Raw genomic sequence first — 13,965 nt, 5'->3', positions numbered from 1 at the left:
GTGCTCCTCTTCGAGAGTGCTTTGGAAGGTTCACTCGAAGGATCACACCGGTGGCCGCGCCTACCTCAGCAGGACACGCTCACCGGGGTCGTCGTACACCACTCTGGTGGACTCCACTACGACGAATCAGGTGCTCGACCCACCACCGTGAATCATCGAGGCCTGGCCCGAGCGGCAGCAGCACAAAGGTGCGCAAGAGACAGCCCTTGACGAACTGTGAGACATAGGAGCAGGATATGTCGTGTCGGTCGGGTTATCGTCTGGCCTGGGGGGGTGCTGGTGAGGCTCCGCAGCAGCCAACGCAGGGGAACTGCACATGAGCTCACCATTCAGGATCGGATGGATCCATGTCACCCACGAAAACCCTTCGGACCACCCTTCTCGTGCTCGCCAGCGCGGTCCTCGCGGTCGGACCAGCGGCCATTACAGCCTCGGCGCAACCAGCGGAGAGCTCGTCGACCGTTGGGCCGACTGCGGTCCCGCCGCCGCCAGCACCCGGACGGTGTGGCGCGTACTACATCATCGAAACATATGGTGGTGAAGCCCAGGTGCGGGAGTGCAGGAATAGTGCCGGCACTCAGATTCGGGTCAACGGCAACGTCATCGACACTGACAATGACGGCCAGTGCGCCCAGGTTTACGCCTCCTACAACATCTCCACCGCCACGGACTACAGCCGGTATGCCTGCCCGCAGGGTGAGCGCGAGTACTTCACCTTCCCTTGGCGCAACGGGACGAACGCGTACATCTACCTTCGTGAGGTGGACGTCTGAGCCTGAGCCATGGCCCAACTGACGAGATTGCGGTCCGGTGCAGCGGATTGCACGCAGGGTATGACGGGACTCCCGTCCTGTGCGGGCTCGACCTAGAAATTCGCCGGTGCGAGATCGTCAGCGTCAGTGGGGCCAGCGGATCTGGGAAGTCAACGCTACTGCTGACCCTGGCTGGACTGCTCCCTCCGACCAAGGGCGAAGTGATCGTTGAGGGAACCTCGGTCTATCAGTTGGACGCGGATGCGCGCACGACGTTCCGCCGCGAGAACGTGGGCCTCATCTTCCAGTTCGGTCAACTCGTTGCTGAGTTGACTGCGGGTGACAACGTGGCGTTGCCATTGCTGTTGGGAGGCGCGCACCGTCACCGCGCGACGGAGCAGGCTCGAGCCATACTCGGTGAGGTGGGGTTGGGCGAGATAGTCAGCCGATATCCGCATGAGCTCTCTGGAGGGCAGCGACAGCGGGTGGCAGTGGCTCGAGCCTTGGTGAACGAGCCGCTGGTGGTGTTGGCAGACGAGCCGACCGGTTCCCTGGACTCGCGCACGTCTCAGGACGTGCTGGACCTATTGTGCCGCTCCACCCAGCAGGCCGGAGCCTCCTTGGTGCTTGTCACCCACGATGAGGGTGTGGCCCGACGTGCGGACCGGCAGTTGTACCTGCATGATGGCACGCTGGCTCCCGAGAGCCTCAGATCGTGACGTTCTGGCTCGTGGGGCGGCTGTGGCGGGGCGCCGGGCCCGTGCAGTGGGCGTTAACCGCGGTCCTGGTCGCCACAACCGCATTGGCTGCCGTGGTGCTGCTGGCGATGGCCAGCGTCCCGGCAGCTTTTCAGAGCCAAGAAGACCGGTTGGCCTGGACACAGTTTCCGCGGGACTGGAGGGCACAGGCCGATCCAGAGGCAACTGCCGACTACATCTACGTCTACCCGGTGGTGGACTACATCGCAGATCAGCGGGTGACCGTGGTCAACGTGGCCACGCATGGCGAGGGAGTGGCTCCCCCCGCCGGGATACCCCAGTTTCCCGCGCCAGGCGAAACGCTGATTTCACCAGCACTGCAGGATGCGCTGGCGCAGCACCCGGAGGTTTCACGAAGGTACGGAAAGGTCGTCGGGGGGATCACCGCTGAATCCCTCTTGGGGCCGAACCACCTGATGGCAGTCCGCGGTGCTAGAGAGCCACAGCTCGACCCGGTCGCTGTCCCGATCACGGAGCTGTCTGCCGAGGCGGCAGCCGTCTCGTCGACGACGCTGACCCTACTGCTGTCCCTTGCCGGTGTGGCACTGCTGGTGCCACCGCTGTTGCTCGCCTACACGGCCACCTCAGCGTTGACTCAAGCCCACCGGAGACGCATGGCCAACCTCGTCATCGCCGGCGCACCCGCCGCGATCATCCGCCGTATCGTCGCTGGTGAGGCGCTGATGGCTAGCAGCCTTGGTGTCCTCGTGGGCGGCGCGACCTTCTTCGCGTTGCGGCCAGCCTTGGCTGGTCTGCTGGTGGGGGAACCTGCACCGTTTCCCAGAGACCTTGCCCCGGCATGGCCCCTTGTGTTGATGATCGCCCTGGGCTTACCTCTGATCGTCGTCGGGATTGGGCTGCACACCGCACGCTCGGCAGTACACCAACCGCTAGTCTCAACAATCACCGCCCGGGAGCAGACCCGATCGGGATGGCCCGCCGCGGTCGGGGTCCTGCTCTTCGCCAGTGCATTGACGCTGGGCTGGGCCGGGATCTTCACCGGCACACGACAGACTCTCTTGCTGATGGCGCTCGGTGGAGCGGGCCTGGTGCTGGTGCTCCCGTGGCTAGTCCGCAGGACTGGCCAGTGGATGCTCACTTCGCGCCGCCCCCCGCTGGTCCTTGCTGGCGGGTGGTTGGAGGCCGCCCCCTGGAGTACCGCCAGAGGCGTGGCGGCCGCCTCGCTGGCCGTCTTCGTCGCCACAGTGTTCGTCATGCTCAACCCCACCGCAGTGGCCGCCGTTCCTGACCCCGTCATCCAGCAAGCCCCGGGAACAATCACGATCGAGGCCCGTGCCGCTTCCGCTGACCAGGTGTCCGCCTTGGTCGATGATCTCCGCCAAATCACAGGAGTCCAAGCCGCAGCTCCCGTGATCGAAGGTACCGTCCAAACTGGTCAGCACCCATTGACAACATGGATCGGAGACTGCCGCCAGATCGCCACCGCCGCTGAGTTGTCTGAGATTGACTGCGGCGACTCCTCGGCTGCCTGGACCACGTCCGCAGCAGAAGCCGCATTGCAGGATCCGGCCCTGCAGGTCACCGGCCTGGCCCCTGCAACCCTTCGGTCGCTGACCGCAGCGCCAGACCCGAACGAAGCCGAATCGCTTCCCGTACCGGCTGCCATGCCCGAACTGCGTACCGCGATCGCCGCGACAGACAGACCACACCTGATCATCGACCCCGCCCGGGCGGGGCTGGACGTGTCCGACTTCCGGCCTACTCTCGTACTGGTTCGGACCACCGATCCCCAGGCTCTCGCACATGTTCGCACCGCCGCACTCACGACGGACCCCACCTCACAGGTCGCGACCCGAGCCACTTCACAGAAGGGCTACGACGGACAACTGCGCCAGTACTACAGCATCATGTTGTGGGGGGCTATCGGGACCTTCCTCACCGCCGCAGCAGCGTTGTTCGCGTCCGCGCTCACCGGGATCGTGAGGAGATCCACCAGCACGGCAGTGCTGCAGGCGATGGGAACATCGACGCGCACGCTCCGCGCAGCGGTGTGCCTATCCGTGAGCGCCCCTATGGCTCTTGTCGCGGCCCTTGCACTGCTCGTAGGCATCTCCTGCGCCAGCAGTCTGCTCTACAGCTTGGGCAGTCCCACGGGTGCAGGCTTGATCGGATTGTGGCCACTCGTTCCCGTCATGATTCTCGCGACCGCAGCAGGTGCCACCGCCGCCCTCGCTATCCCGAAATCAGCCCGTTTGAACGAGCTGCCCGGCGAATAACCGCAACCTAGCGCGGTCAGGCGAGAACGCATTCAGTCGCAGCAGACCCCGGTTCATGGTCAACCGGCTGACCTAGCGGCCGCCTCGATCTCCTCGCGCCGCTGAGTCCAGAAGGCTGGGTCGTGCTGCTTCACGGCCATGCCCTCCGCGTCGGTTCCCACCGCTCCGTCGAGCTCTTCGCGCAAGATGTCGGCGTGGCCAGCGTGCCGACGGGTCTCGGCAAGCAGGTGGACGAGGATGTTGAACAGGGGCACCTCGGCATCCTGCCACTAGGCCACGCGGCCCGTGGCATCGAGAGCAAGGGCGGCCACCGTCGCGTCGCTGTGGTCCCACACGCGTCGGTAGCGGTCTACGACGGCGCTGCGGGACTCGTTCTCGGTCGCCCACATGTCGGCGAGTCGCTCGGCCTCGATGTCCCACCGAGGCAGGGGTTCGGGAAAGGGACGGTGGAAGACCTCGCCGAGGTACCTGGCCTCCCAGGTCGCCAGGTGCTTGACCAGGCCCAGCAGGTTGGTCTCAGTGACGGTCAGCGGGCGACGGACGTCGTACTCGGAGAGCCCGTCGAGCTTGGCGAGCACCGCCTCGCGCTCGTGCTTCAGGTAGTCGTACAGGTGGGCCTTCGCGGCGTCGTCGTTAATAGGTAGCACCCTGCCACCAGTGCGGCCACCGGGCGGCAGCAGGTCGCGAGTCAGGCACTTCTCGACGGCAATGGCTTCCCGCAAGCGGAACCCCAACCGGGAAGAGTGCAGGTCGATATGCAGGAAGATGCCTGAGCGTCCCGCATAGCCCGTCCGGTGAAGGGTCCGGGAAGGGGCGTCCTACGGTCGGCACGACTCCTGGCTGAGGATTTGGACAAGATAGTGGGACGACCGACCCGCCAGCATCTTGTCGCACCGCAGGTCAAAGCCCTGGCGCCGTGACAGACCGCGCGGGAACCTACAGCTCTGTAGGTTCCGCCGCAACTTGTCGTTGTCCAGGTTTCTTGTCGTCGGCGTGTCGTCGTCCGGGTATCTTGTCGCGAGGTCAACCCGGAGCCCGTGGCCGGGAGAAGCCGGCAAGGCTGTCGTCGTTTTGGACTGTGAGGTCTCGGCCTAGTCGTGCGAGTAGTCGTCCCGAGTGGCCCGGGTCTCCTGGAGCAGCCGGTCCTCCAGGGTGTCGAGGCGCTCGGTCCAGAACGTTGAGTAGGTGGCGAGCCAGGCGGCAAGGTCTGCCAGCGGCTGGGCGTCGAGACTGTGCAGCCGTTGCCGCCCGTCGGTCCGGACTCGAACGAGGCCGGCGTCTTCCAGTACGGCCAGGTGCTTGGAAGCAGCCTGCCGGGTGATCGGCAGCCCATGGCACAGGGTTCCGAGACTTTGATCGCCCTGCTCACGGAGCGCGTCGAGGAGCTGGCGTCGATGGGGGTCGGCGACCGCACGAAAGACACTGGTGCTCACCGGTCGACTGTAATGCAGCCATATGGTTGCATGTCAAGCATGTTCGGACGAATCGTCGGCACGCCCGTGGGTCATCATCGCCTCGAGTTCACCCGAGACCTGCCGGTGTCCGTGGACCGCGTGTGGCAGATGTTGACCGACCCCGCCGAGCGCGCGACGTGGCTGATCGGTGGCGTCCTCGAGCCGCGCGTGAACGGGGTTGTGGATCTAGTCGATGACCACCACCACGTGACCGGCCGAGTCACACAGTGCGACCCGCCCCACGTGCTTGCGCTGACCTGGAGCAGCACGGACGCGCCGCTCGGTGAGGTGCGCTTCGAGCTGACCGCCCTGACCGACGACACCTGCCGGTTGCGTCTGGTGCACAGTGCGGGCCCAGGAGCCCGGGTACAGAGCCTCGGTGCCGGCTGGCATGCACTTCTTGGCAGGCTCGGTGCGCTGCTGGGGACGCAGTCGGGCAGCCTCACCTTCGCCGACCTGCTCCTTGCGTACGAGGATCTACCAATCGAGCAGGACCGGGTGTGACCAATCCCCCGGGTAGGTTGCACGGCACTCCTGCACTGTCCCTCGCGGTCGGTGTCGTCGCGCTGGAGTTCGCGTCTGCGGTGACAACGCTGGTGGCTGGCACCCTGCTGCCGGTGATAGAGCGCGACCTCGCCGCCCAGCGGGTGCTGCCGTTGTTGGTCTCTGGTGGCACCTTGGGCATGTTCACTGCGCTGCCGTTCTCGTCCCGGCTGATCCAGCGGTTCAACCCCGCCAGGGTCCTGACGTTCGGGTTGCTGGGCACGCTCGCGGGATCGGTCGTCGCGGCGGCCGCACCAGACCCGTGGATCTTCGCCGCAGGCCGGTTCCTTGCCGGCTTCGCCGGCGCCCTGCTCGCCGTCTACGGCATCAGCGCGGCGATCACCCATCTGGAGGACCGGCTGCGGCTCAAGGTCCTTGCCGCGACGTCGGCGATGTGGCTGCTGCCTGCGATGGTCGGTCCGCCGGCCACCGTGGCCCTGGAGCAACTGCTGGGATGGCGCTGGACGCTGATCGTGCCGGTGCCCCTGCTCCTGATCGGTCGCCTCCTCGTCGTCCGCGCCGTCCCGCCGGAGCGGCCAGCTCCAGAGCCGCACCGGCCCCTGGCGCGGCCGTTGCTGGTGCCGATCGGGATGGCGGCATTCATAGCGATCAGCGCCTCCCCCTGGTGGGGCCTTGCACCCGTGGCCGTCGCTGTGGCGCTGGTCGGCTTCCTGGCTCTGACGCCGGTTGGCACGGTCCGGCTGCACCCCGGCCCGCCCGCCGCGCTGGCGGCGCTGACCCTGTTCGGCGCCGGCTACTTCGGCGCCAACTCCCTGGTGACGCTCCTGCTGACCACGACGTTCGACGCCACGCTGCTCCAGGCTGGCATCACCCTGAGCGCCTCACCGGTGTGCTGGGCGACGGCCGCGCTGCTAGCTCCGAAGCTGGGAGTGCGCGGCGCCCCACCGGCCCTCGGCCTCGCTCTTGCCGCGGCGGGTGTAGGGGTGATGGCGATCCTCGGTCTGGCCGGCGGGCCGTGGGTCGGCGCGCTGCTCGCCTGGGCGGTCACCGGGTTGGGCATCGGTCTGGCCTATCCCGGGCTGTACCTTCGCGCCACGACGGCCGGCGGCACTCTCACGGCTACGGTGCTTGCGACCGCGGCCGTCATGACCGAGGACTTCGGCGGGCTGGTGGCCAGTTCAGCGGGCGCGGCGTTGCCGTCGATCTCCGAGTCATTCGGCCTCGTCCGAACTGAAGCGTTCGCGTGGTCGTTCGCCGGCTTCGCAGCGCTGCTGGCGGCAGCGGCCTTCGCGGCGTCGCGGTCCAATGACCGAGGGTCTGCGGTGGCCCCTCTGGTCACAGGGCGGCGTCGCATCCCGAAGGCGACGGAGGGATAAGTCGGGATGGCGCCTGGTCCACGCGCCGTTGGACGCAGCCACCAAGGGTGGAGACGTGACGTCGCCGCGGTCAGAGCACTCAGCGGCGAGAGCGGCCTGAGGATTTGGACAAGATAGTGAGAACGCGGGCCGCTCGGCTCCTGGTCAACGCGCAGGTCACAGCGTTGCGCGGGTGACAGATCGGGCGAGAACCTACACGCTCCTGTGTCGGATCCCACTTACGGTGTCGGAATCCCACTTAAGTGGCGGACGCGTGTCGGACGTCCCACTTAAGTGGCGGAGGAGGTCCACATGCTGCTGCCGCCGCCGGATCTCATCTAACGTGTCGGCTTCTCAGCAAGTCGTCGTCGCGGACCATGACTCAGGGGTTGAGCCTCACGTCACGTGAGGATCTAGCGTCATGGCCCATGGAGAAGAACTCACAGGCTGTGACCGACGGCGCGCACCCTGCCCTGGCTGCGTTGACGCATCCGGACAAGGACGTGCGTCAGCAGGGGGCGATCGCCTTGGGCCAGCTGGCCGACCCTCAACTCGCTCCACAGATCGCAGACCTGCTCTGGCAGGAGGATGACTTCTTCGTGCGCGAGACGCTCACCTGGGTGCTGACCCGGACCCCGGCGGCTGCCACCGAGCAGGCAGCTCGTGCGCTGGAGAACCCCGACGCCGGCGTCCGCCTGCAGTCGCTGCACGTGCTCAGCAAGGTCGCCGACCCAGGCTCAGTAGCGGTCGTGGCCGAGCACATCGACGACGCCAACCCGGCCGTCGCGGACAAGGCCAGATGGGCGCTGGCCCGGATCGGGGATCCGTCGGTCATACCTCTACTGGTGGACCGCCTCGGCGCGACCGAGGTGACTGTTCGCGACGGGGTCACCACCGCTCTGAGCCAGTTCGGAGCCCCGGCGGTGCCCACAGTCACCGCGGCCCTGGGACACGACGCGGCCAGTGTGCGGGCCCACGCCGCAGATGTCCTGTGCTTCATCGGTGCACCCGGCGCGCAGGAGGCCATCCCGGCCCTGACGGACCGCCTGGGCGACGTTCATCCAGACGTCCGGCTTGCGGCCACGCTCGCTCTTCGCGAGCTCATCGACCACCCGACCGCCCGACGCGCGTTGCACGAGGCCAGCGTCACCCATGATGACCAGCGAGTCAGGGCCGTCGCGAAGGCAAGCGTGTGACACACGACGACGAGGGGACGCGAGGGCAGGCCCCCTCGTCGTCGTGGCCAGCAAGCACCAGCGCACGCCACGCGGTGAAGAGGTTGGGCTCCTGCCCTGGCTTGCCCCTTCCAGCGGGCATGACCAAGGCCCAGGGTCGCATGACCAGGCGGGACAGCGAGCGCTCGGACTCGTGCCAGGGCGCGGGGTCGCTGGTCTGTGACCGTCGCCGTATCAGAGGGGTCGCTCGAGGTCGAGGTCGTCCCAGCCGTCGACCGGTGGGAGGTCGATGCTGTGAACCCAGTCCGCCCGCAGATGGGGCAGCGTGGCTTGGGCAGGGTGCGGGCCGGGCACCGGGGGTGCTGGGTCCCAAACGTCGGCGTTGAGGAACAGCGCCTCGCACCACTGCCCGTAGTCGCTGACCATGACCATTTCCGTCGGTGCGGTGAAGGTCACTGTGGCGATTCCCCGGCTGAGTTCACGTTCGGGGTCGAGCAGCAAGACGGCATCCGAGAGACGAACGTTGCCGTGCCAGGCCCAGATCACTGGCTTGCCGTGGCAGTTGATGCCCCGCTCGGTCATCACCTCTACCATGCGGCGATAGGCCTTCTCGGTGCCGGGGAGCACGTGAGACCAGTCGCCGACGAGGATCCCTTCGTGCTGGAGTTGCTGGACGCGGGTCATCGGTTGAAACGACTTCAGCACCACACCGGACACTGACCGATGGTAAGTGAGGCGGCGCGGCACGCTGGTAAACGGGCCGTGGGCCGAGCCGGTCGAGGTGAGCGCTCGTAGTCGCGACGGGGGTCGACTCCGCGCGGCTGAGGATTCCGACAAGTTAGAGAGACTGCCGGCGTCTCACCAACCTGTCGCCACGCAGGTCAGGGAACCGCTCCCACGACAGCTCGCGCGAGAACCTACACGCCAGCTGTGGGATCTCATCTAACGTGTCGGTTTCTCACTTAACTGGCGGACGCGTGTCGGTCGTCCCAGTTAATGGCGGAGTGTCACGCTGAGTCTCGTGACAGTGGAACCGCTGCTGAGCACACGGTGTTGTGGGATTGCTGCTCGTGCCTGGTTCAGAGCATGGAGCCCAGGTCTGATCCGACGGTGGGGTAGGCGGCGGTCATCGACTTCAGCTGGCGGGTGGTGAGTCGCAGTTTCATGGCGAGGGCGAGGATGTTGACGAGTTCGGCGTACTCGGGTCCGAGCAGGTGTGCTCCCACGATGGTGTCGTCGGAGCGGTCGATGAGGATCTTGGTCGCGGCGGTCGTCTCCCCGATCCGGTAGTTGGAGTACCAGCTGCTGGTGTCGGTGTAGCGGACGTCGATGTCAATGCCCCGGTCGCGGGCTTCTTCCTCGAGCAGGCCGACCCGGGCGAGTTCGGGGATCGTGAACACCGCGGTGGACACGCCGGTGTAGTCAGGGGCGGTCGTGGTGCCCTTGAGCATGTTGGACGCGGCGACCTTGCCCTCGAACACGGCGACCGGGGTCAATGGCATGCCAGGGGTGCTGGCCGCGTCGCCGGCGGCGTAGACCGCCGGGTTGCTGGTGCTCTGCAGATGGGCTGCTACGCGGATCCCGTCCTCGTCCCACTGCACGCCGGCGGTCTCCAGGTCCAGGGTCGTCAGCTCGGGGACCCGGCCTGCGCCGTGCACGACAAGGTCGAACTCCCTTGTCGTTGACCGCCCTGGTTCATCGACGCTCACCTGATAGCCGGTGCTGGTCTTCTCCACGGCGGTGAGCGTCGCAGAGGGCCAGTTCTCGATGCCGGCCTTGGTGCCGCGGTCGATGAGGAGGTCGACGAGGTCGGGGTCGAAGGCCTTCAGCGGTCGTGGTTTGCGGTCCAGGATGACCGGGGTGCTTCCGGCCCGGGCGGCGATGTGCGCGAACTCGAAGGAGATGAAGCCACCGCCGACGAACAGGATCCGTCGCGGCAGCTCGGTCAGGTCCAGGAAGCCGGTGCTGTCCAGCAGGTGCTCGTGCCCGGGCAGGTCCAGCGGGCGGGGGCGCGCACCGGTGGTGATGAGGAAGTGTCGGCTGGTGCAGGGGGCGTCGTCGATGGCCACGGTCTGGGGACCGGTGAACCGCGCCGTCCCGTGCAGGGTGGTAACGCCGTTACCGGTCAGTCCTGCCTCCATACTGGCGGGGACGGGGTCGGTGAAGCCGTGCTTGTGCGCCATGAGGTCGGCCCAGTCGACCGACAGGCCGTCGTCGTTGATGCCCTTACCCCGCATCAGGCGGGCACTGTCGATGATCTCGGCACCGCGGCGCAGGATCTTCTTGGGATCACACCCTCTCAGGGCACACGTGCCGCCGTAGGGAAGGGCGTCGACGATCGCGACCTTCCATCCAGCGGCGGCGCACTTGTTCGCCGCCGTGACCCCGGCCATGCCGGCACCGATGACGATCAGGTCGTAGTCGTAGATCATCGCGTGACCTCCTGGGTCAGCCCCAGCGCTGCGTGTAGCTGTTCCAGGGTCGGTGCCCCAGCAAGGCCGTCGGCCGTGCGATAGACCCGGCAGGAGAGGCCAGCTGCTGAATCGGGTGAGCCGAACGCGTCGGCCCCGTCGACCAGGACGGTCGGTGAGCCCCGAAAGCCCACCCGCTCGGCCTGCTCGAGGGTCTCGACGCGCTGACGCCGGATCCTGACTTCGGGGTGTTCGGTCGCGATCGCGACCAACCTGCGGTCAGTCACCTTCCAGCTGGGGCAGTCCTCGAAGTAGAGCAGGCAGACGTCCATGCCCGCGACGCTAGACCTTGTACCGTGGTGCAAGGTCAAGCGCGAGAGGTGGGAGACGGGCGAATGCGGATCGGAGAGCTGGCCGAGTCGGCCGGAGTGAGCAGTCAGACCATCCGCTTCTACGAGCGCCAGGGCCTGCTGCCCGAGGCCGAGCGAGGGGCGAACGGCTACCGCGTCTACGACGAGTCCGCAGCAACACGGCTGCGCTACATCGCCATGGCGCAAGCGGCCGGGCTCACGCTGTCACAGATCCGCAGCATCCTGGACCTACGTGACCAGGGGTCCACCCCCTGCCAGCACGTCACCACGCTCCTGGACACCAAGCTCGCTGACGTTCGGACACGGATCCGCAACCTCCTCACGCTGCAGGCAGAGCTCGAGGCCCTGCTCCAGCGCAGCCAGCTGCTTGACCCCGGCCACTGCGCAGACCAGGACATATGCCACATCCTGTCCCCGTCGCAGTAACAGCCGCACAGGGTATGACCCCCCAGAACGAGAACGGGTGCACACCCGCAGCATTGGGCATCGCCCTGTAACAGGCGTGACTCGTGGGAAGTCCGGATCCGCGAAGAGGATCGCCCGCCGGCCTCCTGTCCAGTCGGGAGAGAACATCCGGACATCGGCGTCATGCGTGAGAGTGATGTCACGACCATTGGCAAGGGGCTTGGGGGCGGCCCCCGACCGACTCTGAGAGTCTTCGCTGAGGATTCCGACAAGTTAGGGAGACCTGCGGCCTCTCATCAGCATGTCGCTCCGCAGGTCACGTACCCGCTCCCCCCGACAGATCGGCCGAGAACCTACAAACAGACCAGCCCGTAGGTTGCTCGCGCAAGTTGTCATAGCCACCCGGTGGTCGAGAATGGAGAGCCCGTTGACCAACTTGGTGCAGGGGTCAGGAGATGGAGGCAAGTGTTGCGACTCGAACTCTTCTACTTCGACGGCTGTCCGCACTGGACCGTCGCGAATGAGCGACTGTCCGAGGCGTTGACCCGACTGGGTCGTGTCGACGTTGTGGTCGAGCGGCGCAAGGTTGAAACACCTGAGGACGCCGAACGGGTTGGTTTCACCGGATCACCCACGATCCGCATCGACGGCCACGATCCATTCTCCAGCGGCGCCGAGCAGGTCGGTCTGGCGTGCCGGGTCTACCAGATACCAGCAGGTCTCGCGGGCTCACCGACCGTAGATCAACTCACCGAGGTGCTCTCGTGAGGCGTGTACTGAGGCTGCTCGCTGGTGGCTACCTACTTCTCGCTCTCGGCAACAAGGCAGCCGAGGCGGCCGGAGCGATCAGGTGCGGCTGCGCGGAGGACTGCTGGTGCAGACGTCCTGGCCTGAATCTGTTCCGGTGGGTCTTCCCGTGGGGACACCGCAGCACCCACACCGCCCATGAAAAGGCCTCACTCGAGGTATCGCAGGAGTAGTCGCAGGTCGACGTCCGTCCCAACGCTTCCTTCGACGAACGCGACGCCACCGATTCGGATGTGCGGAGAAGCGGCCTACCGGTTTACCGCGGCTCGCTCGGGCGGTCAGCACCAAGGGTGTTCCGCGGAGCACCCCTTCGCCGGGTGCGCGAGGGTTGCCGCCAAGACAGCAGACTCGCCGTTAGGCCACTCATGTGGCGCCACGCCGGGCCTAGCCCTGGCCGTGACCAGGAGCAGGGCGCACCCAGGAGCCCCGGTGCCAACGACCCGGAGAGAAGCACGTTTGCTGGGTCAGCCTCGCTGAGCGGACGCTGTCACCTTCGGGGAAGGCGGGCGGCACCGCGCCAGTGATGCGGTACCCGGGCTGCAGGACTGCGTGGCCGCCCACTTCTCCGTCAGCATGAAGCACTTCCACTTTTCCAGCTCGAACCACCCGACCACGCCCGAACGCGAGCACGCCGCCCACGCATGAGGCAGGCCTGCCCGCCCTAATGCGCTTGCCGTCACCGTGATCAATTCAGTCGTTGCTGTATTGTTCAGCGTGTGCTGACCGTTGCTTCTCGTCTCGATGTGATGAACCGGTTGGGCCGGGCTCTGGCCGACCCCACCCGGTCACGACTTCTTCTGGTGCTGCTCGAGCGGCCGGCCTACCCCGCGGAGCTGGCGAGCGACCTAGGGCTGACGCGCTCTAACGTGTCCAACCATCTCGCGTGCCTGCGGGACTGCGGCATCGTGATCGCCGAGCTCGAGGGCCGTCGGACACGTTATGAGATCGCGGACCCACACCTGACGCGCGCGCTGAACGCACTGGTTGAGGTCACTCTCGCAGTAGACGAGAACGCGCCGTGCCTCGATCCTGCTTGCTCGATTGACGGAGGCTGCACCGCCGAGGCGCGCGCATGATCCTGTCCGCGGTCCTGCAGGCGATCGGCCTGTTCATCGCGACCAACATCGACGACATCATCGTGCTCTCGCTGTTCTTCGCCCGTGGTGCGGGACAGCCCGGGACGACCGCCCGGATCGCCGTGGGCCAGTATCTGGGGTTCGCGGGCATTCTTGGCGCGGCCGTACTCGTCACCGTGGGCGCGGATGCGTTCCTGCCCCCGGCAGTTATCCCGTACTTCGGACTCATCCCCTTGGCCCTGGGTGTTTGGGCCGCCTGGCAGGCCTGGCGCGGGGACGACGATGATGATGACGACGCCGAGGTCGCCGGCAAGAACGTCGCGGTCTGGACCGTCGCCGGGGTCACCTTCGCCAACGGCGGGGACAACATCGGCGTCTACGTGCCGGTCTTCCTCAGCGTGGGACCGGCGGCCGTGGTGGCCTACTGCATCGTGTTCCTCGTGCTTGTCGCGGCCCTTGTGATGCTGGCCAAGTTCGTGGCCACCCGCCCCCCGATCGCCGAAGTCCTCGAGCGGTGGGAGCACATCCTGTTCCCCATCGTCCTGATCGGCCTGGGCATCGCCATCCTGGTTGGTGGCGGGGCCTTCGGTCTCTGAGGATTCCGACAAGTTAGTGAGACAGCGCCTCGTCTCACCAACTTGTCGCCCCGCAGGTCAGCGA

14 protein-coding genes and 1 pseudogene are annotated in these 13,965 nt (G+C 66.6%); 10 read left to right on the top strand and 5 right to left on the bottom strand.

Going from position 1 to position 13,965, the window contains the following annotated elements; translation table 11 throughout:
- Positions 1-548 precede the first annotated feature (548 nt).
- Genes DPQ65_RS04970 through DPQ65_RS04960 form a run of 3 tightly spaced genes read left to right on the top strand, consistent with a single transcriptional unit; the run spans position 549 to position 3,747 of the window.
- Positions 549-773, top strand: coding sequence for a hypothetical protein (locus tag DPQ65_RS04970; protein ID WP_114906274.1), 225 nt, complete (start codon positions 549-551; stop codon positions 771-773).
- A gap of 47 nt (positions 774-820) precedes the next feature.
- A complete protein-coding gene (locus DPQ65_RS04965) occupies positions 821-1,471 on the top strand; it encodes an ABC transporter ATP-binding protein (RefSeq protein WP_202863015.1) in 651 nt (216 codons plus the stop codon).
- Complete coding sequence (locus tag DPQ65_RS04960; RefSeq protein WP_114906272.1) at positions 1,468-3,747, top strand: ABC transporter permease family protein; 2,280 nt, start codon at positions 1,468-1,470, stop codon at positions 3,745-3,747. The genes DPQ65_RS04965 and DPQ65_RS04960 overlap by 4 nt, the downstream gene beginning before the upstream one ends.
- A 59-nt stretch (positions 3,748-3,806) precedes the next feature.
- Here the strand turns inward: DPQ65_RS04960 and DPQ65_RS04955 are convergent.
- A pseudogene (locus DPQ65_RS04955) lies at positions 3,807-4,394 on the bottom strand (DinB family protein).
- Between the two features lie 444 nt (positions 4,395-4,838).
- Positions 4,839-5,180 carry an ArsR/SmtB family transcription factor gene (locus tag DPQ65_RS04950; protein ID WP_114906285.1) on the bottom strand — a complete coding sequence of 114 codons (342 nt, stop codon included), beginning with the start codon at positions 5,178-5,180 and terminating at the stop codon, positions 4,839-4,841.
- Positions 5,181-5,219: 39 nt separating this feature from the next.
- On the opposite strand from DPQ65_RS04950, the gene DPQ65_RS04945 reads away from it, so the two are divergent.
- The 3 genes from DPQ65_RS04945 (at position 5,220) to DPQ65_RS04935 (ending at position 8,256) form a co-directional block, all read left to right on the top strand.
- Positions 5,220-5,705: an SRPBCC family protein gene (locus tag DPQ65_RS04945; protein ID WP_162802016.1), complete on the top strand. Its 486-nt coding sequence runs from the start codon at positions 5,220-5,222 to the stop codon at positions 5,703-5,705.
- Positions 5,702-7,081, top strand: a complete 1,380-nt coding sequence (locus DPQ65_RS04940) for an MFS transporter (protein ID WP_202863014.1) — start codon at positions 5,702-5,704, stop codon at positions 7,079-7,081. Before DPQ65_RS04945 ends, DPQ65_RS04940 begins: the two co-directional genes overlap by 4 nt.
- A 407-nt stretch (positions 7,082-7,488) precedes the next feature.
- Positions 7,489-8,256 carry a HEAT repeat domain-containing protein gene (locus DPQ65_RS04935; RefSeq protein WP_162802015.1) on the top strand — a complete coding sequence of 256 codons (768 nt, stop codon included), beginning with the start codon at positions 7,489-7,491 and terminating at the stop codon, positions 8,254-8,256.
- Positions 8,257-8,469: 213 nt separating this feature from the next.
- Here DPQ65_RS04935 and DPQ65_RS04930 read toward each other — a convergent pair whose 3' ends face one another.
- The 3 genes from DPQ65_RS04930 to DPQ65_RS04920 all read right to left on the bottom strand — a co-directional run bounded on the left by DPQ65_RS04930 (position 8,470) and on the right by DPQ65_RS04920 (position 10,978).
- Positions 8,470-8,952 (bottom strand): hypothetical protein, encoded by a 483-nt coding sequence (locus tag DPQ65_RS04930; protein ID WP_162802014.1) that lies wholly within the window; start codon positions 8,950-8,952, stop codon positions 8,470-8,472.
- A gap of 362 nt (positions 8,953-9,314) precedes the next feature.
- The gene (locus tag DPQ65_RS04925; RefSeq protein ID WP_006593178.1) at positions 9,315-10,667 is read right to left on the bottom strand and encodes a dihydrolipoyl dehydrogenase family protein; all 1,353 of its coding nucleotides are present in this window, start codon (positions 10,665-10,667) and stop codon (positions 9,315-9,317) included.
- Positions 10,664-10,978, bottom strand: coding sequence for a thioredoxin domain-containing protein (locus DPQ65_RS04920; RefSeq protein WP_006593177.1), 315 nt, complete (start codon positions 10,976-10,978; stop codon positions 10,664-10,666). Before DPQ65_RS04920 ends, DPQ65_RS04925 begins: the two co-directional genes overlap by 4 nt.
- A 63-nt stretch (positions 10,979-11,041) precedes the next feature.
- Here DPQ65_RS04920 and DPQ65_RS04915 point away from each other — a divergent pair, with 63 nt between their 5' ends.
- The 4 genes from DPQ65_RS04915 to DPQ65_RS04900 all read left to right on the top strand — a co-directional run bounded on the left by DPQ65_RS04915 (position 11,042) and on the right by DPQ65_RS04900 (position 13,901).
- Positions 11,042-11,443: a heavy metal-responsive transcriptional regulator gene (locus DPQ65_RS04915; RefSeq protein WP_114906268.1), complete on the top strand. Its 402-nt coding sequence runs from the start codon at positions 11,042-11,044 to the stop codon at positions 11,441-11,443.
- Between the two features lie 444 nt (positions 11,444-11,887).
- Positions 11,888-12,190, top strand: a complete 303-nt coding sequence (locus DPQ65_RS04910) for a DF family (seleno)protein (RefSeq protein ID WP_006593175.1) — start codon at positions 11,888-11,890, stop codon at positions 12,188-12,190.
- A gap of 755 nt (positions 12,191-12,945) precedes the next feature.
- Positions 12,946-13,305, top strand: coding sequence for a Cd(II)/Pb(II)-sensing metalloregulatory transcriptional regulator CmtR (gene cmtR, locus DPQ65_RS04905; RefSeq protein WP_114906267.1), 360 nt, complete (start codon positions 12,946-12,948; stop codon positions 13,303-13,305).
- Positions 13,302-13,901, top strand: coding sequence for a cadmium resistance transporter (locus DPQ65_RS04900; RefSeq protein ID WP_114906266.1), 600 nt, complete (start codon positions 13,302-13,304; stop codon positions 13,899-13,901). The genes cmtR and DPQ65_RS04900 overlap by 4 nt, the downstream gene beginning before the upstream one ends.
- Positions 13,902-13,965: the final 64 nt, after the last annotated feature.

The organism is Ornithinimicrobium murale (assembly GCF_003352835.1).
In the GTDB taxonomy this organism is placed as follows: domain Bacteria; phylum Actinomycetota; class Actinomycetes; order Actinomycetales; family Dermatophilaceae; genus Ornithinicoccus; species Ornithinicoccus muralis.
The sequence above is the reverse complement of the archived record's forward strand: the minus strand, read 5'-3'. Positions and strand labels throughout refer to the sequence as shown.